General features: G+C 64.1%; 18 protein-coding genes. 14 read left to right on the top strand and 4 right to left on the bottom strand.

Going from position 1 to position 18,192, the window contains the following annotated elements; translation table 11 throughout:
- Positions 1–556: 556 nt before the first annotated feature.
- The 3 genes from dapD to MAIT1_RS09600 form a co-directional block, all read right to left on the bottom strand.
- Positions 557–1,402, bottom strand: coding sequence for a 2,3,4,5-tetrahydropyridine-2,6-dicarboxylate N-succinyltransferase (gene dapD / locus MAIT1_RS09610; RefSeq protein ID WP_085442072.1), 846 nt, complete (start codon positions 1,400–1,402; stop codon positions 557–559).
- 332 nt (positions 1,403–1,734) lie between these two features.
- Positions 1,735–2,952 carry a succinyldiaminopimelate transaminase gene (dapC, locus tag MAIT1_RS09605; RefSeq protein WP_085442071.1) on the bottom strand — a complete coding sequence of 406 codons (1,218 nt, stop codon included), beginning with the start codon at positions 2,950–2,952 and terminating at the stop codon, positions 1,735–1,737.
- Positions 2,949–3,932 carry a M14 family murein peptide amidase A gene (locus MAIT1_RS09600; protein WP_085442070.1) on the bottom strand — a complete coding sequence of 328 codons (984 nt, stop codon included), beginning with the start codon at positions 3,930–3,932 and terminating at the stop codon, positions 2,949–2,951. Before MAIT1_RS09600 ends, dapC begins: the two co-directional genes overlap by 4 nt.
- A 294-nt stretch (positions 3,933–4,226) precedes the next feature.
- Here MAIT1_RS09600 and MAIT1_RS09595 point away from each other — a divergent pair, with 294 nt between their 5' ends.
- The 7 genes from MAIT1_RS09595 (at position 4,227) to MAIT1_RS09570 (ending at position 10,126) form a co-directional block, all read left to right on the top strand.
- Entirely contained in the window at positions 4,227–5,057 is an 831-nt protein-coding gene (locus MAIT1_RS09595; RefSeq protein ID WP_241893448.1) for a M15 family metallopeptidase, read from the top strand.
- A gap of 19 nt (positions 5,058–5,076) precedes the next feature.
- On the top strand, positions 5,077–5,586 hold the full coding sequence (gene folK, locus MAIT1_RS09590) for a 2-amino-4-hydroxy-6-hydroxymethyldihydropteridine diphosphokinase (protein WP_085442068.1): 510 nt from the start codon (positions 5,077–5,079) through the stop codon (positions 5,584–5,586).
- Between the two features lie 475 nt (positions 5,587–6,061).
- On the top strand, positions 6,062–6,880 hold the full coding sequence (panB, locus tag MAIT1_RS09585) for a 3-methyl-2-oxobutanoate hydroxymethyltransferase (protein ID WP_085442067.1): 819 nt from the start codon (positions 6,062–6,064) through the stop codon (positions 6,878–6,880).
- A 2-nt stretch (positions 6,881–6,882) separates the two neighbouring features.
- The gene (gene panC, locus MAIT1_RS09580; protein WP_085442066.1) at positions 6,883–7,740 is read left to right on the top strand and encodes a pantoate--beta-alanine ligase; all 858 of its coding nucleotides are present in this window, start codon (positions 6,883–6,885) and stop codon (positions 7,738–7,740) included.
- Positions 7,741–7,821: 81 nt separating this feature from the next.
- Positions 7,822–8,208, top strand: a complete 387-nt coding sequence (gene panD / locus MAIT1_RS09575; protein ID WP_085442065.1) for an aspartate 1-decarboxylase — start codon at positions 7,822–7,824, stop codon at positions 8,206–8,208.
- A gap of 32 nt (positions 8,209–8,240) precedes the next feature.
- The gene (locus MAIT1_RS21505; protein WP_143814762.1) at positions 8,241–8,447 is read left to right on the top strand and encodes a hypothetical protein; all 207 of its coding nucleotides are present in this window, start codon (positions 8,241–8,243) and stop codon (positions 8,445–8,447) included.
- Entirely contained in the window at positions 8,444–10,126 is a 1,683-nt protein-coding gene (locus MAIT1_RS09570; RefSeq protein WP_085442064.1) for a tetratricopeptide repeat protein, read from the top strand. The genes MAIT1_RS21505 and MAIT1_RS09570 overlap by 4 nt, the downstream gene beginning before the upstream one ends.
- On the opposite strand, the gene MAIT1_RS09565 is transcribed toward MAIT1_RS09570, so the two are convergent.
- Positions 10,110–11,480 (bottom strand): M48 family metalloprotease, encoded by a 1,371-nt coding sequence (locus MAIT1_RS09565; RefSeq protein WP_085442063.1) that lies wholly within the window; start codon positions 11,478–11,480, stop codon positions 10,110–10,112. The genes MAIT1_RS09570 and MAIT1_RS09565 overlap by 17 nt on opposite strands.
- Positions 11,481–11,676: 196 nt before the next feature.
- Here MAIT1_RS09565 and fliJ point away from each other — a divergent pair, with 196 nt between their 5' ends.
- The 7 genes from fliJ to MAIT1_RS09530 all read left to right on the top strand — a co-directional run bounded on the left by fliJ (position 11,677) and on the right by MAIT1_RS09530 (position 17,478).
- Complete coding sequence (gene fliJ / locus MAIT1_RS09560; RefSeq protein WP_158089409.1) at positions 11,677–12,111, top strand: flagellar export protein FliJ; 435 nt, start codon at positions 11,677–11,679, stop codon at positions 12,109–12,111.
- 12 nt (positions 12,112–12,123) lie between these two features.
- Entirely contained in the window at positions 12,124–12,756 is a 633-nt protein-coding gene (locus tag MAIT1_RS09555) for a MotE family protein (protein ID WP_085442061.1), read from the top strand.
- Positions 12,757–13,232: 476 nt separating this feature from the next.
- Positions 13,233–14,066: a flagellin N-terminal helical domain-containing protein gene (locus tag MAIT1_RS09550; RefSeq protein ID WP_085442060.1), complete on the top strand. Its 834-nt coding sequence runs from the start codon at positions 13,233–13,235 to the stop codon at positions 14,064–14,066.
- A 156-nt stretch (positions 14,067–14,222) separates the two neighbouring features.
- Positions 14,223–14,798 (top strand): hypothetical protein, encoded by a 576-nt coding sequence (locus MAIT1_RS09545; protein ID WP_085442059.1) that lies wholly within the window; start codon positions 14,223–14,225, stop codon positions 14,796–14,798.
- Positions 14,799–14,807: 9 nt separating this feature from the next.
- Positions 14,808–15,491 (top strand): hypothetical protein, encoded by a 684-nt coding sequence (locus MAIT1_RS09540; protein WP_085442058.1) that lies wholly within the window; start codon positions 14,808–14,810, stop codon positions 15,489–15,491.
- 544 nt (positions 15,492–16,035) lie between these two features.
- Positions 16,036–16,515: a hypothetical protein gene (locus MAIT1_RS09535; protein WP_143814761.1), complete on the top strand. Its 480-nt coding sequence runs from the start codon at positions 16,036–16,038 to the stop codon at positions 16,513–16,515.
- 138 nt (positions 16,516–16,653) lie between these two features.
- Positions 16,654–17,478, top strand: coding sequence for a flagellin N-terminal helical domain-containing protein (locus MAIT1_RS09530; RefSeq protein ID WP_085442056.1), 825 nt, complete (start codon positions 16,654–16,656; stop codon positions 17,476–17,478).
- The last annotated feature ends 714 nt before the right edge of the window (positions 17,479–18,192 follow it).

The following is an 18,192-nucleotide window of genomic DNA, read 5'->3' as shown; positions in this document are numbered from 1 at the left end:
TCCCCAGTATGCCGCCAACGGCGGCGGTGTTGGGCTTGCTCCCAGGCTTCCCAAAGGCGGCGGTGTTGGGCTTGCTCCCAAGCGTGATGTGCGCGAATGCATCGATGATGGCTTGTCAGCGCGTTATATGCTCACGCTGTATGGTATTTTAAATATATAAAATAATGTAGATTATACAGAAAACACTTTTCCATTGTTCCTGACCGATGACTTTTCTCCCGTCAGGCTTTCCCGCACACACTTTTCAACTTTCCCGGGCCGTGAGTCCGAGAGCATTCGCCGCCCTGCGGGCGACGGCCCTACGGGCCTGCTCACCGCCGTTTCCCCGTTTGCCTCCGTGCTGGCTGCACGCTTCTAGCCTCTCATGCAGTCCCGTGCTGGCTCCACCTTCTGTGGATGGGGAAACGGCCAAAAACAGGGCCAAAGATAACGGCAACTGCGCGGGGCTTTGCCCCACACCCCAGCAGGGCTTTGCCCTGCACCCACCAGGAGGATGATCCTCCTGGACCTGCGTAGCTCGGGACGGCTTGCGCCGTCCCGACCCAAAAGCATGTTCTTAGAACTCGCGCAGCAGCTCGTTGATGCCTGTCTTCGAGCGCGTCTGCGCATCAACAGTCTTCACGATCACCGCGCAATAGAGGTTCGGCCCCGGCTCGCCATTGCCCATGGGCTTGCCCGGCATGGCGCCCGACACCACCACCGAGTAAGGCGGCACATAGCCCATGTGAATCTCACCGGTGGCGCGATCCACAATCTTGGTGGATTTGCCCAAGTACACGCCCATGGAGAGAACAGAACCCTCGCCCACAATCACGCCCTCAGCCACCTCGGCGCGCGCGCCAATGAAGCAGTTGTCCTCAATGATCACCGGGTTGGCCTGCAACGGCTCCAACACCCCGCCAATCCCAGCGCCGCCGGAGATGTGCACGTTCTTGCCAATCTGCGCGCAGGAACCCACCGTGGCCCAGGTGTCCACCATGGTCCCGGAATCCACATACGCGCCAATGTTGCAGTAAGAGGGCATCAGCACCACGCTGGGCGCCAGATAGACCCCCTTGCGCGCCGCCGCAGGCGGCACCACGCGAATGCCCGCAGATTTGAAACGCGCCGCATCCCAACCATCGAATTTCAACGGCACCTTGTCGAAGAATTGACCATGGCCGCCCATGGGAACGTTGTCGTGCAGCTTGAAGAACAGCAACACCGCCTTCTTGGCCCATTGATTCACCACCCAGCCATGTTCGGCTTCCGGGTGATCCGGGTTCTTCTCGGCTACGCGCAATTCGCCCGCGTCCATCTTCTCGATGGTTTCCAACACCGCCTCGCGCACTTCGCCCTGGGTGCCGGAGTTGATTTCCGCGCGGTTGTCCCAGGCGGTTTCAATGATCTGCTGCAAAGACATGAGCGTTCCTTCCCTGTTTCACGAGCCATGTGAATTTAAAATGCACAGGGCGTTGAATGTTTGCGTGACGTTGGCTGGGCCAACGCTGACTACTGGACAAATTTTCGCAGAAAATTTGTCGGGATTCTTAAGGGATGCGTCCCTTAAGCGGGGTGTGGGGCGGCGCCCCACGATTCGGCAGGATTGCCGAATCGGACTCGCGCAGCGAGCCCGAAGGGTGAAGGCCATGGATGGCCTGAATCACGGTTTGGCTTTTGATCTTCAGGGGAGTTTGAGGGCGCAGCCCTCAATATCTTTCAGCTCCCGAATATTTTCACTCCAAACATCAATGCTTAGAGCGTAAAGGTCTGCGCCGCCTGCGCAATGCGCTGCATCGCTTCGCGGTTCTGCTCCGGCGTGGCCACCAGGGCGATGCGCACGTAAGGATCGCCCGGATTGCCCGCGCCGCCCAGGCAGTTGTCCCCGGTGCGGCCCAGATAGCCGCCCGGCAACACCGTGACGCCATAACGCCCAAACAGATGTTGCGCAAAGCGCTCGCCGCCGCCGGGAACCTCCAACCAGAGGTAGAAGCTGGCCTCGGGGCGCCGCACGTTCAGATGCGGGGAGAGAATCGCCTCGGATTCATCGAGCTTGGCGCGGTAGAGGGCGCGGTTGTCGGCCACGTGGGTTTCGTCGTTCCAGGCGGCGATGGCCGCGTGCTGGATGAACGGCGGCTGGGCGCAGCCGGTGTAGGTGCGCAACTGGAAGTAGCGCGCCAAAAGTTCGGCGTCCCCCGCCACGAAACCGCTGCGCGCGCCGGGCATGTTGGAGCGCTTGGAGAGGGAGTGGAACACCACGCAGCGTTTGAAATCAGTCCGCCCCATGGCCCAGGCCGCCTGCAGCAGTCCGGCGGGGGGTTCGCCGTCGTAGTAGATCTCCGAATAGCACTCGTCGCTGGCGATGACGAAATCATGGCGGTCGGCCAGCTCGATAAGGCTCTGCAACTCCTCGAGCGGATGCACCGCGCCGGTGGGGTTGGAGGGGGAGCACAGATAGAGCAGTTGGGCGCGGTCCAGAATCGCCGGGTCAAGATCCTGAAAACGCGGGCGGAAACCGGTCTGCGCCGTGGCGTTGACATGGATCGGCGTAACCCCGGACATGAACGCCGCCCCCTCATAGATTTGATAGAAGGGGTTGGGGGTGAGGATCACGCCATCCTGGACGGTGCGATCGCACACCGCCTGGGCGAAGGAGAACAGCGCCTCGCGGGTGCCGTTGACCGGAATCACGTGACGATCCGGGTCGATGGCCGAAGCGTCAGGGCCAAAACGGCGACAGATCCAGCCGCTGATGGCCTCGCGCAATGCCCGCTCGCCCCGCGTGGTGGGGTAGATGGCGATGCCGTCCAGGGCGTCGATCATCGCCTCGCGCACAAACGCGGGGGTGGCGTGCTTGGGCTCGCCAATGGAGATGTTCAGCGGCGTCAAATTATGCTCCACCGGGGTATTGCCCAGCAGGTTCGCCAGCTTTTCAAAGGGGTAGGGTTGCAGACGGTGCAGATCGGGATTCATGAGCCTCCCCGTTTGGGCAGGGGCGGCGGCGCAGGCGCGCGTCGGCTGTCCGCCCCGGAGTCGGTGGATGCGTTGACGTTGGGAGAGTAAATTGTGCTGGGATTATAGATATTTTGCGACAGCCAGCGCACCAGATCGCCCCAGATGTGACGGCTCTCCATTTGCGATGGCATGATCCCTGCGTGTTTCAGCTCGATGGTGATGATGGGGATGCGCTTGTGCAAACCGGCGTAACGCCCCAAAGAGCCCGGATAAGTGCCCAACAGGGACAGATAGAGCGGTCCGAAGCGTTTGGGCGGATTTTTTGGCGGACCGTCAAAATCCAGAATGCCGAATGGGGCGTGGATGGAGACGATGCAGTCCGGTTGGAACGCTTCGATCTCTTTGGCGATCCAACGGGATTCAGGCTCGGAGAGCGGCGCGCTTCCCGGATAGCGTCGCGGGTCGCGCTTGGTGCTGTTGATCCAGTAGTCCGGCGCCTCGGCGGCCCAGTTGGGGGTGGGGAAGTTGCGGTTCAAGTCCACCCCATTGGCGTTCATGCGCTGGGACTCCATGCGCAGCAGGCCATCGGGATTGGTCAGCGGGGCGATGCGCCAGTGGAACAGCCCGGAGTGGTGTTCGTTCAAGGTGCGCAGCCAGCGAAACACCACGCTGACCGAAGAGTACTCATCGCCGTGGATGCCGCCGATCACCAGAATGCGGCCGCGCGGTTTGCGTTCCGGCAGCGGCGGGTATTCCTTGATCAAGATGGGCAGGCCGTTGACCGAATAGGAACCGGTGGGCTGGAGATTCTCAGCCAGGCAGTCACGGGTGCTGACGCTGCCCAGTTTGGTTCCGATGAGCTGACAGGTTTGGTCAGCGTTGAGCAACGGTCCCGGGCTCTCCTGGTAGGGGTTGGCGCGCGCCGACTCCACGCTCAACGTCAGGAGCGCAAAGAGCCAGAACAGTCGCCACAGACGGCTGATGGGTGCACGGGCCATACGGGTTCTCAGGAATTTAAACGGTCTTGAGCCAACCGAGTGGTTGTACTGTACCAGCAATAGGCGCGTCAAACGGGAAAAAGATGCGCCCGTCGCCTTCAACATAATCGGGGCTGGGCGACAAGTCAGGCGGAATGCCATATTGTTCGCGGGTAAAGTTTCGGGTATATAATGGCCCGTTGGACTCTATCCGCGTGGGATCGGGTCATAGCAGGGAGCGGTAAGGCCGATCGGTATCAGATGATGCAACGGCGGAAATTTCTGCAATCCATGGTGGTTGGCGGAGCGAGCGCATTGGGCGGAAGCCTGATTCTGCCCGGCGCGGCGCAGGCGCGTTACCGAGCCGACGCTCGGCCCAACATCGCCCCGCGCATCAAGCCGCAGTTTGCGCAGTATCGCAGCATGGACGAGATGCTCAAACGGGTGCGCGATTTCAATAGCGCCCACCCCGGCGACATCTACGTTGAGCGCTGGCGCATTGGGCTGCTGCGGCGCGCGCACCATCGTTTCGATCAGATGGAGCGGGTGGTGGGCCACGCCAATTTCCATCTGCTCAGCTTCGACGAAGCGCTGAAGGTGGCCAATCGCTACAGCAAAGTGGGCCAGTTCACTGCCGAAGAGATGGATTTTCTCGAAGAGATCTTCTATCGCTCGGCCGATGAGTACGGCTTTATGGGCGACAAGCCGGTGCGCAACCTCACCGAAGCGGTGCCGCGTCGCGAAGTGGCCAAAGTGCCCTACACCGGCAACTATCTGTACCGCGGCGACGCCATGCGCGTGTACGACAAGATCCGCAAAGAGGTGGGGCGCAAAGTGGTGCTCACCTCCGGCGTACGCAGCGTGGTCAAACAGTTCCACCTGTTCCTGGCCAAGGCGGTGGAGAGCGACGGCAACCTGTCGTTGGCCTCGCGCTCGTTGGCGCCTCCGGGCTACTCATTCCACGGCGTGGGCGACTTCGACGTCGGCCAGCGCGGTCTGGGCAAGCTCAACTTCACCGTGCACTTCACCCAGAGCGAAGTGTTCCAGGGGCTGGCCGAACGCGGCTATCTGAAACTGCGCTACACCCGTGACAACCAACTGGGCGTGCGCTTCGAACCCTGGCACATCAAGGTGGTTTCCGCTTAATGACGGCTGTGCGCGGCTGATGGGCGGAGCGAATCCCTGGTTCGACGCCTGTGTGGCCATCGGCGCCAATCTGGGCGATGCGCTGGCCGTCTGCCGCGCTGCGGTCGCCGAGCTGGAGCGTCTGCCCGGGGTGCGGCTGATGGCCTGCTCCCACTGGTATCGCACTGAACCCGTCGGCCCCCCTGGACAGCCCTGGTATGTGAATGGCGCGGCGCGCGTGGAGACCACCCTCACGCCGTCGGCGCTGCTCAACACGCTGCTGTTGATCGAGCGCGACCACGGCCGCGACCGCACGCGCGAAGTCCCCCTGGGGCCGCGCACGCTGGATCTGGATCTGCTCTACTACGCCGACCGGCAATTGGACGCTCCGGATCTCACTCTGCCCCATCCCCGTTTGCATCAGCGCCGCTTTGTGTTGACCCCTCTGGCCGACGTGGCGGGCGCCTGGCGTCACCCGGTGGCGGGCAAAAGCGTTGACGAGATGCTGCGGAATCTGGATGATGGCGAGCGCGTAGAGCGTTTGGCCTGACGGAACCGAGGAGCGACGCGCCGGTGGGCGCGCGGTCAAATGGTTGTCATCCACAACGCAGACGCAATTGATACGATCAGTGGAAACAATAATCGGACGTTTTCCCACAATCTGGAAACTCGAAAATTCGGACATTTATGGCCGAATTTTTGGGGGTCTGGGGTCTGTGACCCCAGCGGGGTGTGGGGCGGCGCCCCACGGTTTGGTTGTGTGGGAGCTCGAGGGCGAAGCCCTCGATATCTTCCAATCTCCCAAACGACAACGCCCGCTTATTGTGTTCAACTGACCACAACATCCGCATTCTCAGGAGAGAGACAGATGCCTGGATCCGCCGTTGGGGGGACCGGGACGACCCTGTCGGCGCTCCGATGGGCTCGCGCCCGTCTCGCCATCCGTCTGGCCGCTTATGGTCAGTCGTCGTCCCCGTTATGCATCATCGTCCCGGACGCGCTTGTCAGCGGACAGGAGACGCCCCATGTCTCTTGACGCCGCCCCCGTGACCGCCCCCGCCCTGGCCCGTTTCAAGGCCGAGGGGCGCAAAATCGTCACCGTCACCGCCTATGACTACCCCTTTGCGCGCCTGTTTGATCAGGTCGGCGTCGATGTGCTGTTGGTGGGCGACTCTCTGGGCATGGTGGTGCAGGGCCAGGAGACGCCGCTGCCGGTGACCCTGGATGAGATGATCTACCATGCGCGCATGGTGGCGCGCGCCGCGCGTCGGGCGCTGGTGGTGATGGATCTGCCCTTCGGCGCCGCGCAGATCTCGCCAGAGCAGACCATGGCCGCCGCCGTGCGCGCCATGCAGGAGAGTGGCTGCGGCGCGGTCAAGCTGGAGGGCGGCGCAGTGATGGCCGAGACCATCGCGTTTCTCACCGCGCGCGGGATTCCGGTTGTCGCCCACGTGGGGCTGACGCCGCAGTCGGTGCGCGCGTTTGGCGGCTTCAAAGTGCAGGGACGCGGCGCCGCAGCGTCACAACGGGTGCTGGACGACGCCCTGGCGGTGGCGCAGGCGGGCGCCAGCGCCATCGTGCTGGAGGGGATTCCCGCCGCCCTGGGGGCGCGCATCACCGCCGAGGCGGGCTGCCCCACCATCGGCATCGGCGCCGGCGCGCAGTGCGACGGCCAGGTGTTGGTGATGCACGATCTGCTGGGCCTGTACGACGGCGTGCGGCCCAAATTCGTCAAACAATATCTGAACGGCGGTCAGCTGGTGAGCAACGCCATCACGCAGTTCGCCGATGAGGTGCGCAGCGGCGCGTTTCCCAGCGCCGAACACGCATTCAAAGGGGAGTAGGCATGCGATTACTGGAGAGCCGGGCCGATCTGAGCGCGTGGCAGAGCGAAACCTTGAGCGGCGGCCACAGCATCGGCTTTGTCCCCACCATGGGCTGCCTGCATGACGGGCATCTGTCGTTGGTGCGCACCGCCGCCGAGGAGAATGGCCGCGCGTTGGCGTCGATCTTCGTCAATCCGGCCCAGTTCGCCGAGGGCGAGGATTACGACCGCTACCCGCGCACCCTGGAGGCGGATATGGCGCTGCTGGAGCAGAGCGGGTGTGACGCGCTGTTCTATCCGCGTGAATCCGATATCTACCCGGAGGGGTTCCAGAGCATCATCGCGGTGGAGCCGCTGAGTTCGGAGCTGTGCGGCGCGGCCCGCCCCGGCCACTTCCAGGGGGTGGCCACGGTGGTGGCGATTCTGCTCAATCTGACCATGCCCACGCGCTGCTATCTGGGTTTGAAGGACTACCAGCAGTTCACCATTCTGCGGCGCATGGTGCAGGATCTGGCCATGCCCTACACCCTGGTGGGGATGCCCACCGTGCGTGAGGCCGATGGTCTGGCCATGTCCAGCCGCAACCGCTATCTGCAAGGCGCCGAGCGCGAGCAGGCGGCGGCGCTGTATCGCGGTTTGAGCGCCGCGCGCAGCGCCTGGAGCAACGGCGAGCGCGACCCGCAGCGCCTGGAGGCGACGGCGCGGGCGGCGTTGACCGAGGCGGGCATTGAACGCATCGACTACGTGGCGGCGCGGCATCCGCTGACGCTGGCGCCGTGGCAAAGCGCCGACCCCATTGCGCCGGTGGTTCTCATGGCCGCCCACGTGGGCGCGGCGCGTTTGATCGATAATCTGCGGCTGGATGACGCCGCCGCGTAAACACCTTGCATTGCCAGCCGTTGCAACGGCGCGGCGATGCGTTATGCTTTGTCATTGAGATTCTGTCAGGAGATCGCAGCAATGGATGTTTCCCTTCTCAAGTGCAAGATCCACCGCGCCCGGGTGACCGAGTGCCATCTGGATTATGAAGGGTCGTGCGCCATCGATGAGGATTTGATGGAGGCGGCGGGTCTGCACGAGTTCGAAGAGATTCATATCTGGAACGTTAACAACGGCGCCCGCTTCACCACCTACGCCATTCGCGGCGAACGCGGCAGCGGTATGATCTCCATCAACGGCTCGGCTGCGCGCATGGCGGAGATTAACGACTTCGTCATCATCGCCGCCTTTGCCCGCGTGCCCGAGGCGCAGGCCCGCGCGCATCAACCGCGCTTGGTCTACATCAACGGCTCCGAGGGCAATCGCATTGTCGGCGTGGGTCAACAGATCCCGGCGCAGGCAGCCTGATCGCGCCCTAATTATTCAGTCAACAGGCCTCCATGAGACGTAATCGGCGCAACCGCTTCGACTCCTCCTTGAACAAGCGACGCTTCGGCGGCGGGCCGCGGCGCAGCTGGCCCAAGTGGCTGTTGCTGCTGGTGCTGCTGGCGGGCGGCGCGGCTCTGGCCTTAAAGAGCTGTGACAGCCGTAAGGTGGAGCCCACCACCCGTTATGAGCGGCTGCCCACGCCGCCGCCCACCCAGTGACCCACGCTGCGCCCCTGCGCGCGGCGGCGCTGTGTGTGACGCTGACGGCGCTGCTGTGCATTGGCGTCACTCCCCAGGCGCGCGCTGCGGGCAGTCTGGTTGCGCCGCGCATTCAGGCTTATGAGTTGAGCGCCTCGGGCGCAGGCGCGGCGCTGGCGCCGGCCATGGCGCAACGCATGCTCGACGACGGCCAGGCCCTGCTGGCGCTGCGCATCGCCGAAGAGGCGCTGGGCGTGGGCGGCTCGCCATTGGAGGCGGCCCAGTGGCGGCGGGTGCAGGCCAGCGCCCACCAACGCCTGGGCCACGCCGCCGAGGCGTTGGCTGCACTGTCGGCGTTTCCCCCCGAAGCCATTGCCAATGACGCCGAGCTGAGTCTGCTGCGCGCCGACGCCTTGATGGGCGCCGAGGAGTTCGACAAGGCGCGTCAAGCCTATGCCGAGTTCCTGGTCAATCAGCCGCGCCATGCCCAGCATGCGCGCGCCCAGTTGGGGGTGGCGCTGTGTCATCTGCGTCTGGGCAATCTGGAGCAGGCGACCCTGCAACTGAATCTCTACGCCGCCCGCGCCGGGCGCCCTGAGCCCGATGTGGCTTTGGATCTGGCGCGCATTGAACTGGCGTTGGCGCAGGGGCGTTCGGCTGAAGCGCTGCATCGACTCAAACAGTTGCCGCAAGCGGCGGCGCAGGGGGAGCGGGCGCAGCGGGCGCGGCGTCATCTGGCGCGTATGGAGGCCGATCATCTGGCGCGCTCGGCGCGCTTTGACGAGGCCCTGGCGCTATTGGAGCAGAGTCTGGCTGCAGGCGGCGATGAACCCACCCGCGCGTTGCACGCCAAACTCTACCGCGATTGGCTGGCGCCCAGCGCCACCGTGACCGTCTACCGTCCGCGCAAACGTCCCGAAGCGCGTCAAAAGGAGCAGCAGGCGTGTCCGCCCGCCCTGCGCGCGGCGCATCAACGGCGCGACTGGCTGCGCGAAGCGCTGACCGGCCCCGAGCCGCTGGAGCGCAGCTTCTATCTGCGCGCGCTGCTGGAGTGGGAGCGGCGCGAGCCGTTGGGGCTGTTGCAGCCGGGCGGTTTGCTGACGCCGCAGGGGCTGGGTTTTGACGCCGACGCCCTGCCCGCGCCATTGCGCGCGCCGTTGGCCGAGGCGGCGCTGCAGGCGGGTCACGGGGAACAGGCGCTGACGTGGTTGGGCGCCGCCGACGAGCCGGAGGCCGACGCCCTGCGCTTGCGTCTGCTGGCTGAAGGGGTGTTGAACCAACAGGCGCACTCGCTGGATGCGCTGTTGGAGCGTTTGATTCCCGATGCCCGCAGCGTGTGGCCTGCGTGGCTGTTGGATGCGGTGACCGATGCGATGTTCCGTTTCACCCGCCAGGGCGCCGAGCGTGATGCGGGTCGATTGCGGCGTCTGCTGCGCGCGCAGCGGGCCGATGCGGCGGTGGATCTGGCGGCGCGCTTCCAACGCGCCTACGCCCAGGAGATGATGGGCGAGCGGCAGGCGGCGCTGTTGGGCTATTTGAACCTGATCTATGGCGAGGCGCCGCCGCAACCTCAAGCGCTGCGCTATCTGCCCATTACTCCACGGGCGGCGGCGGCGCGGCTGTTGGAGGCGCAGGGGCGGCGTGAAGAGGCTGCGACGCTGCGCCGCGCGGCGCCAAACGCGGTCACTCCTTCTCCTTGAGCTCCTTGAGCTCGGCCTTGATCAAAGCGCGCGCCGGATCTTTTTCCGGGAGTTTCTGCAACGCCTGCTGGTAGTGCCAGCGGGCGTTTTTGCGTTGCAGCAGCAGCGCATAGTAGCGCGCCAGCGCCAAGTGGCTGGCGCCCAGCCGCCCCTGCTGCCCTTCGATCACCCCCAGCACATAGAAGGGATCGGCCTCGTCGGGATGCTCCAGGGTCAGGCGTCGCAGCATGCGCGCCGCCTCTTCGGGCTCGCCATCGGCCTTGAGCGCCTGGGCCAGCCGCAAACGCAGGTCCGGATGGTCAGGACGTTGCGCCAGGGCGCGGCGCAGATCGCGCCGGGCGCGTTTGGCGTCGCCCATCTCCAGATAGGTCAAACCCCGGTGGCGCAGAATATAGAGGTCGTCGGGGGCCTCCTTGAGCAGCCCATTGAACTCCTCCAGCGCTTCAAGCAGACGCCCGGCGTAGAGCAGCGCCAGGGCGTGGCCGTAGCGCCAGGCGAAGCGTTCAGGGTCGGTGGCGGTGTAGCGCCCCTGCTTGAGCAGCTCCACAAAGTGGTTGGCCATGGCGTTGGGGTCGGAGGCGGTGCCCGCCATCAGTTTGGCCCGCGCGCGCAGCAGCCGTTCGCTCTGGTGGTCGGGCCGCACGGTTGTCGCCGGGGCGTGGGCCACCAGATCCTCAGCGGCGCTCAGACGCTCCTGGCCCAATGGGTGGGTCACCAGATAGGCGGGGGGTTTGACGCTCATGCGCTGTTCGCGATTGAGCAGATCCATGAAGCTGGAGACGCCGTGGGGGTCATAATGGGCGCCGCCCATATAGTTCACCGCCAGTTGGTCGGCCTGGCTCTCCTTCTGCCGCATGGCCGCCAGCAGACCGCTGCGCGCGGCCGCCTGTCCGCCGACCATGCCGGCCTGCACCGCTTTGGAGTTGCCGGAGGCCAGACCGGCGGCCAATCCCGCCGCCATGGTGATCAGCGACTGGATGGAGGCGCGGCGCAAGTCGGACTTGAGTTTGATGTGGTGACCGGCGGCCAAGTGCGCCAGTTCGTGGGCGATCACCGCCGCCAATTCGTCGCGGTTGCGCGCCATGGCCAGCAGGCCGCTGTGGAAGACGATCCGTTGATCGGCCAGGGCGAAGGCGTTCAAAGTGGGGTTGAGCACCACATAGTAACGCACCGAATCCTTGGGCAGACCGGCGGCGGCGACCAGCGGTTGGGCGATCTCATCGATCAGATCCAGCGTCTCCGGATCGGTCACCAGACGCAGGGGCTTGGCCGCCAGCGGCGAAGCGGCGCCCAGCGTCAGGCCCAGTGTCATCAGCAGAGTCAACAGCGCGGTGCAGCGGGGAAATCGCAACATAGAGCCTCGTGCGCGAGGGCGGGCGGGGGGAGTGGATTCTCATTCAACGCGTTCAGCCTAAACAATCGGCGAGAATATTGCTAGTTACCGACTGGGGCCGGTTAACACGCCCTGGAGACGGCCAATGGCGGGGCGAAGACCCGCGCATGGGGTCGCCGAGACGGAATTTTGGCGCTTGCGCAATGGAGGGTGTCCTATGACCAATCGATTCACCCGACTGGTGCACTTACGGCGTCTGCGGGAAGAGGCGTTGGGCGGCGAGTACGCCCGCACCCTGGCGCAGGTGCGCGATCTGCACGGCCGTATGCACGATCTGGAGGAGCAGACGCTGCAGGGCGAACGCGACGCGCGCGACGGTTTGAGCGATGTTGAACGTCCGCCCACGGCCCTGATTGATGGCTTTGCCCGCGGCCAGGCGTTCCGACGCAAGCGGCTGGAGCTGGAGATCAATCAGGCCCAGGCCGCCAGCGATCGCGCGCGCACTGTGTGGCTGTCGGCGCGCACCCAGTTGCAGCAGGCCGAAAAGCTCAGCGACCGGGCCGAGAACGAGCGCCGTAAAGAGATGTTCCGCAAAGAGTATCGCGAACTGGATATGGCGGGGGTGGTGCGCCACCATCGTCAGGGGGAATAAAAGGCGAAGATCATGCAGGCAATCGAACAACCCAAAGCGCTCCTTCCCACCCGCTGGGCCGCCTTTGTCGTCGGCTGGATGACGGCGCTGCTGCTGTTGTTGGCGCTCACCACGTCGGCCAATGCGCAGCAGGCCGCGCCCGCTCCCGGTCAGCCTCCGGCCGCGCCGGGGGACGCCATGGAGAGCGCTCCGCCAGCGGCGGTCGTGACCGATCAGGACAAACGCATCAAGGATCCGATTCAGCTGCTGCAGGCTTTGGAGAAGCGCCGCATGAATCTGGATGCGCGCGCCAAGCTGCTGGAGACCCGCGAAGCTGAAGTCAAGCGCATGGAGGAGCAGCTCTCCCGGCGCATCGCCGCCATGGAGGCGCTGCGCGCGGAGATCCGTCGCGATCTGGAGGAGGAGAAGCGCATCGATGACGCCAACATCGCGCGGCTGGCCAAGGTTTTCTCCAGCATGAAGCCGAAACAGGCGGGCGCGCAGCTCGAAGGCATGGAGCGCGCCACCGCGGTGAAGGTGCTGCGCGTATTGCGCGAGAAGACCGCCGCCAAGATCCTCGACAAGATGAACCGTCCGGCCGCTGTGGAGCTGGCCGACGAGATCGGCCTGACCATGGGCGAGCGCCGTCGTCGCCGCAATCAATAGGCGCGCGCAACAGCCCATCGACCCAAGCAAAAAAATGCTTAAGACGGGCGCGTGTGCTGACGATACTAACCTTGTTGGACGTCACTGGGCGCCGGGCGGATACAAAAAAAATCACGCCAGCGAAAAAAACCCTCAAGGGGCCCGCCGACGAACCGATACTTAACTCACCCGGCGGCGCTGAGCGCCAAGGGAAGCCGGGGAGAAAAAAAGATCGAACTCCAAAAAGAGCAATCGCCGCAGGAAGCGGACGAAAGCCGCAAAGAGAGTTCGGCGCAGAAATAAACTGAATCGTGTCGTAACTGGTGATAGGGAAACTCAAACAAGGGAACACGCCGAAAATTCGCAATACCCACTTGGCAGTCGAATACAGAAATTAGGGCAGGGTTGGCCCTATAAAATAGCTCAGCCCACCTCCATCCATGGAAGGAATTAACGCGCATTCCATTCTGGATAGCGCTTGATGGAGGTGATTTACCATGGCCTTGTACATCAATACCAATGTGACTTCGCTGAACGCTCAGCGAAATCTGATGAAATCCACCAACTCCCTGGGGAGCACGTTCCAACGCCTCTCTTCGGGTCTGCGCATCAACACCGCCAAGGATGACGCGGCGGGTCTGGCCATCAGCCAGCGCATGACCGCACAGATTCGCGGCCTGAACCAAGCCGTCCGTAACGCCAATGATGGCATTTCGGTGGCTCAGGTGGCCGAAGGCGCCCTGGAGGAGACCACCAACGCGCTGCAACGCATCCGTGAACTGGCGGTGCAGGCGGCCAACTCCACCTATAACTCGGACGACCGCGAGAACCTCCAAAAAGAGGTCAACCAGCTGTTGTCTGAGATCTCCCGGATCTCCGAGCACACCGAGTTCAACAAACTCACCGTGCTCGACGGCACCTACACGGCGCAGAACTTCCATGTGGGCGCGTTCTCCGGGCAGACCATCTCCATCACCATCACCGGAGCGTCGATCAACCATCTGTTCTCCAACACCACGGGGAACCCGGTTGTGACCATCAGCACCGTCAACGGGGCCAACTCCGCGCTGCGTCAAATCGACCAGGCGCTGGACAGCATCGCTGACATTCGCGCTGGCTTGGGCGCGGTGCAGAACCGGTTCGAAGCGGTGATCAACAACCTGTCCAACATCGTTGAGAACATGTCGGCCTCGCGTTCGCGCATCATGGATGCCGATATCGCCGCCGAAACCGCTCAACTGACGCGGGATTCCATTCTGCAACAGGCGGGCACGGCAGTGTTGGCGCAAGCCAATCAGCAGCCGCAATTGGCGCTGCAACTGCTGGGCTAAGGGATTCCGGCGCAGCTGGGTAAGGAATCGCGATGAGCGTGCTCACCGCCAACGACCCCCTGCGCCTTGATCCAGACAAAAGGGCATCGAGTATTGGGCAACGTCACAGCGGGCGAAAACCCAAGGCATGCGCAAGAGGTCCCAGGAGGACTGGCAATGACTGTTCACGGCACTGAGCGCGCAGCATGGCGCATTGGCCGTCGCGATGAAGAGGCGGCGGCGCCCCTTCAAGCATCGCAGAACGGTTTCGGTCGCCTGAGCGCCCATGTGTGGGGCGTCCAGCGCAGCGAAGGGATTGCCGGTCTGAGCATGATGGGACGCTTTTTGGAGATGCTGGGACCGCTGCGCGCGGCGCCGAAGTTGGGCATTGAGGGCATGGTCTTTTTGGCCGAGCTGGCCGATCTGGGCCGTCCTCAAGGCAATGCCCGGCAACGGATTCGGGATCTGGCCGATCTGGCGCTGCGCGGCGTGTTCACGCAGCGGGATCGGGATCTGCTGCGCAGCGCGGTGGCCAGGCTGATGGCGGAGCTGAATCGGGCGTCCAATGACGACCCCCATCTGGCGCGCAGCGAGGAGCTGTGCATCGTGACCCCGGATGGGCGGGCGCAGCCGTCGCAGAACGTCAGCTGGGCTTGCTTGAGCCTGGCTCCGACTCTGGACGCGCTCAATGACGCCACGCAGATCGCTGCCCACAATGAGGAATCCAACGCGGAAGAGATTTCGCGCATGTGAGAGGCGGGAATGATGTTCTTGATCCACAAAACGCGTACATCCGGCACACGCCTTCCGTTGGCGCAGCACACTGCGCTGCCGCAGGGCGAGATGATGGAGTTTGCGCGCGCCAATCAGCGTCAGACCGCCGCACAGGGCGCCAAAGCGACCACTCGGGCCGATGTGATGCTGGCCAACGGCGCGGCGCGGAATCGTCGGCATGCGCAATCCCGCTTGAGCGCCAACGTGCGTCAAACGCGGATCGAGCAGGGCGCGCTTGGCGGCGCGCAGCGGCAAGCCATGGCGCTCGGCGGCGTTGCGTCGCTGATCCAGGAGCCGCCGCAGGCGGAACAGACACACGAGCAGCGGACCCGGTTGCAGACGTTGGGGGCGGCCATGCGCGAGCTGGAGGGGCTGTTTGTCGACGCCTCGCCCTCGCCCAGGAGCCAACCCATTGGCGAGTGGCGCATTCGTAACGGTCGTCTGGTGCGCAGCGGCGCGCTGAACCGTCGTCGCCCATTGGCCAGACGGCGCCCGGCGCCGGAGCGTTCGCAGGAGGAGCAGGGCGGCGTGGCGGATGGCGAATTGGGATGGCTGATCGTCAATGAGGACGCCTCCCTGCTGCTCGATGGCTTGGGCTGGCATTCGGCCGGGGTGGCGATCCCCGCCTCTGCGCCCACGCGTCCCATCGTCGAAGGGTCGGCGATGCGGTGACCAACAGACACAGCGCAAAGGGGTTGGCGCAGACAATCGGTCTCAGGAAGAGACCCCAACGCCACAAAACCCACTTGCGCAGTTGACCCGCACAGTCGGGTCGGGGTTCGGGACTGGCCTCAGAGGTAAAGCGAACAGTTTCAATGCGCCAGGGATTCGGCGCGCAAGACCGCCGCAAGGGGCGGGCGTGACAATCGGTCTGACGCAGAGACCCCAACGCCACAAAACCCTTGAACGCGGTCGGCCCGGAAGATCGGGATGGGGTCCGAGACTGACCCCAAAGATGAGCGAACAGTCTCAGTGCGCCAGGGATTCGGCGCGCCAAACCGCCTCAGAGGGCGGGCGAGGAATCGGTCTCAGGATGAGACGTCAACGCCACAAAACCCTCTTGATGCGGTCGCCCGTTTGGTCGGGCCAGGGTTGGGATTGGCCCTGCGCAATTGAACATCCCGGCGCGCCATGGATTCGGTGCAACGCCCATCTTGGGGCCAGAACTCGGGTCGGTTCTGAAATTGGAAGAGACCCACCCCAGCCAAGGATGGAAATGTTTCGGATCAATCCGAAAAGACCACGCTGGGAGTTGTTGAGAGTGAAGATTGAGCAGATCAACGTCAGCGCCAAAACCCATCGGAAGATGGGCGGCGGCGGACTCCGCTTGGCGGGACGCCAGCGGCTGAATGAACAAGCATGCGCACGGGACGCCATGGAGGGCGGCCTGACGCCGGACGATCTCGCGAAGACGCTCGGATGCGCGCGCGCTTGGAACACCGCCCATAATCCGACCCAGGAGGGGTCGATCATGCGGCGCCATCATCAGGAAAAGTTGATGCGCAATCAACGCTTGACCAGCTTCCGCCAGGCAGTGGCCACGGAACGACTGGATTGGTTGGAGACGAAAACACAGGACGTTTGCGCCATGGAGTGCGCGACGTCCGCCGGGACCGGGATGCCGTTTTGGGCGGTGATGGGCTTGGCCGAGGATGGCCTGCGCATCGCCCGAGGCGCCGGAGTCAGGGTTTCATGACCCCGCGCCAGCAGCCCAGACGGAATCCATGCAGGATGCAACCGACCCTGATGCGCCATCAGGCCGGGCCCAGGATGGCCCAGCGGCGCCAGGGAATCGACGGTGGGACGGGAACGCCCGCCAACGGAGGATTCCACAATGGCTCTTTACATCAACACCAACGTTGCTTCTTTGAACGCCCAACGCCGCTTGAACCAGAGCACCACCAAGCTGAGCGGCATTTATCAGAAGTTGTCCTCGGGTCTGCGCGTGAACAGCGCCAAGGACGACGCGGCGGGTCTGTCCATCTCCACCCGCATGACGGCGCAGGTGCGTGGTTTGAACATGGCGGCGCGCAACGCCAACGATGGCATCTCGCTGGCCCAGGTGGCCGAGGGCGCCCTGGAGGAGACCACCAACGCGTTGCAGCGGATGCGCGAACTGGCGGTGCAGGCGGCCAACGGCACCATGACCACCAGCGACCGCGACGACCTGCACGCCGAGTTTGCGCAGTTGGTGTCGGAGATCGACCGGATTGCGCATACCACCAGCTTCAACGGCAAGGTGCTGATGAGCACCGCGGGCTACTCCGCCAAAATTCAGGTGGGAGCCTATAGTGGCCAGATGATTTCGTTCGTGATCAAGGCGGCCACCGCCAATGCGCTGGCCATCAGCGCGCTGACCATCAGCGGCACGGGCCCGAGCCGGGCGGCGTCGGCCATCAGCACGCTGGATTTGGCCATCAACAGCATCACTGACATCCGCGCCACCTTGGGCGCGATGCAGAATCGCTTTGAGGCGGTGGTCTCCAACCTGAGCAACCAGTCCGAACAGATGTCGGCTGCGCGCTCGCGGATTCTGGATGCGGATATCGCCTTTGAGACCGCGCAGTTGACCCAGCAGTCGATTCTGCAGCAGGCGGGTACGGCGATTCTGGCGCAAGCCAACCAGCAACCGTCGCTGGCGCTGCAACTGCTCGGCTAAGAGCGCGCAGTGAGGAGTTGAACGAGTAAGACAGCATTCATGACCGATGGGGGCCCGTGTGGAAAGCCTGCGGGCGCGCCAAGGATGGCGCACAAACACGGGCCCGGTTCGGCATGAAATCCCCTTCCGGCAAGGAGCGTCGGGAGGTCCCAGGGAGGGAGCCGTCAGGAGGACGGAGCGCCAGGGAGCTGACCAGGATCGGTCGGCGCGCCAGGGAGCTGACCAGGATCGGTCGGCGCGCCCAGGATAGGCGCGGCGCAAACGCAATGCGGCCCAAGGAGCGGGCCGCGCCCTTGAGCCTCCAGGAGGGATGGCGCAAGGGAACGGAGCGAGGAGAGCTCTTCGCTTCGCGGCAAAAAAGAGCGCGTCATGTATCGGGGCATTGCCCCGATGACCAAGGATCGGTCAGGGCGCGTTCTTACCGAACGGGAAGGAGTCCCGTTCAGCATGGCCACGGGAAGGCCATGTGGCGGCAGGACGCCAGGGATGGCGAAGGAAGGCCATAGGAAGGACCTTCAGAGCAGTACGGCGCCACGGAGTGGTTCTGGATGAACCGGCAGGGCGCGCTATTGAGGGGCTGGAAGCTCCGCAGAGAACGGATGGACTGGAAACGGCATGTGTCATCACATGCGTGCGTGAGCCCACGCGCCTTCAGGATGAAGACGACGACGGGAGCGCGCATCACAGAAAAATTCCCACAGGGGAATTGTGCTG

The organism is Magnetofaba australis IT-1 (assembly GCF_002109495.1).
Classification (GTDB): Bacteria; Pseudomonadota; Magnetococcia; order Magnetococcales; family Magnetococcaceae; genus Magnetofaba; species Magnetofaba australis.
This window is presented reverse-complemented; position numbering and strand designations above follow the sequence as displayed.

Coding starts and splice junctions, on each gene's coding strand:
- dapD (WP_085442072.1), bottom strand. CDS start 1,402: ATGTCTTTGCAGCAGATCATTGAAACCGCCTGGGACAACCGCGCGGAA.
- dapC (WP_085442071.1), bottom strand. CDS start 2,952: ATGAATCCCGATCTGCACCGTCTGCAACCCTACCCCTTTGAAAAGCTG.
- MAIT1_RS09600 (WP_085442070.1), bottom strand. CDS start 3,932: ATGGCCCGTGCACCCATCAGCCGTCTGTGGCGACTGTTCTGGCTCTTT.
- folK (WP_085442068.1), top strand. CDS start 5,077: ATGGGCGGAGCGAATCCCTGGTTCGACGCCTGTGTGGCCATCGGCGCC.
- panB (WP_085442067.1), top strand. CDS start 6,062: ATGTCTCTTGACGCCGCCCCCGTGACCGCCCCCGCCCTGGCCCGTTTC.
- panC (WP_085442066.1), top strand. CDS start 6,883: ATGCGATTACTGGAGAGCCGGGCCGATCTGAGCGCGTGGCAGAGCGAA.
- panD (WP_085442065.1), top strand. CDS start 7,822: ATGGATGTTTCCCTTCTCAAGTGCAAGATCCACCGCGCCCGGGTGACC.
- MAIT1_RS21505 (WP_143814762.1), top strand. CDS start 8,241: ATGAGACGTAATCGGCGCAACCGCTTCGACTCCTCCTTGAACAAGCGA.
- MAIT1_RS09565 (WP_085442063.1), bottom strand. CDS start 11,480: ATGTTGCGATTTCCCCGCTGCACCGCGCTGTTGACTCTGCTGATGACA.
- fliJ (WP_158089409.1), top strand. CDS start 11,677: ATGACCAATCGATTCACCCGACTGGTGCACTTACGGCGTCTGCGGGAA.
- MAIT1_RS09555 (WP_085442061.1), top strand. CDS start 12,124: ATGCAGGCAATCGAACAACCCAAAGCGCTCCTTCCCACCCGCTGGGCC.
- MAIT1_RS09550 (WP_085442060.1), top strand. CDS start 13,233: ATGGCCTTGTACATCAATACCAATGTGACTTCGCTGAACGCTCAGCGA.
- MAIT1_RS09545 (WP_085442059.1), top strand. CDS start 14,223: ATGACTGTTCACGGCACTGAGCGCGCAGCATGGCGCATTGGCCGTCGC.
- MAIT1_RS09540 (WP_085442058.1), top strand. CDS start 14,808: ATGATGTTCTTGATCCACAAAACGCGTACATCCGGCACACGCCTTCCG.
- MAIT1_RS09535 (WP_143814761.1), top strand. CDS start 16,036: ATGTTTCGGATCAATCCGAAAAGACCACGCTGGGAGTTGTTGAGAGTG.
- MAIT1_RS09530 (WP_085442056.1), top strand. CDS start 16,654: ATGGCTCTTTACATCAACACCAACGTTGCTTCTTTGAACGCCCAACGC.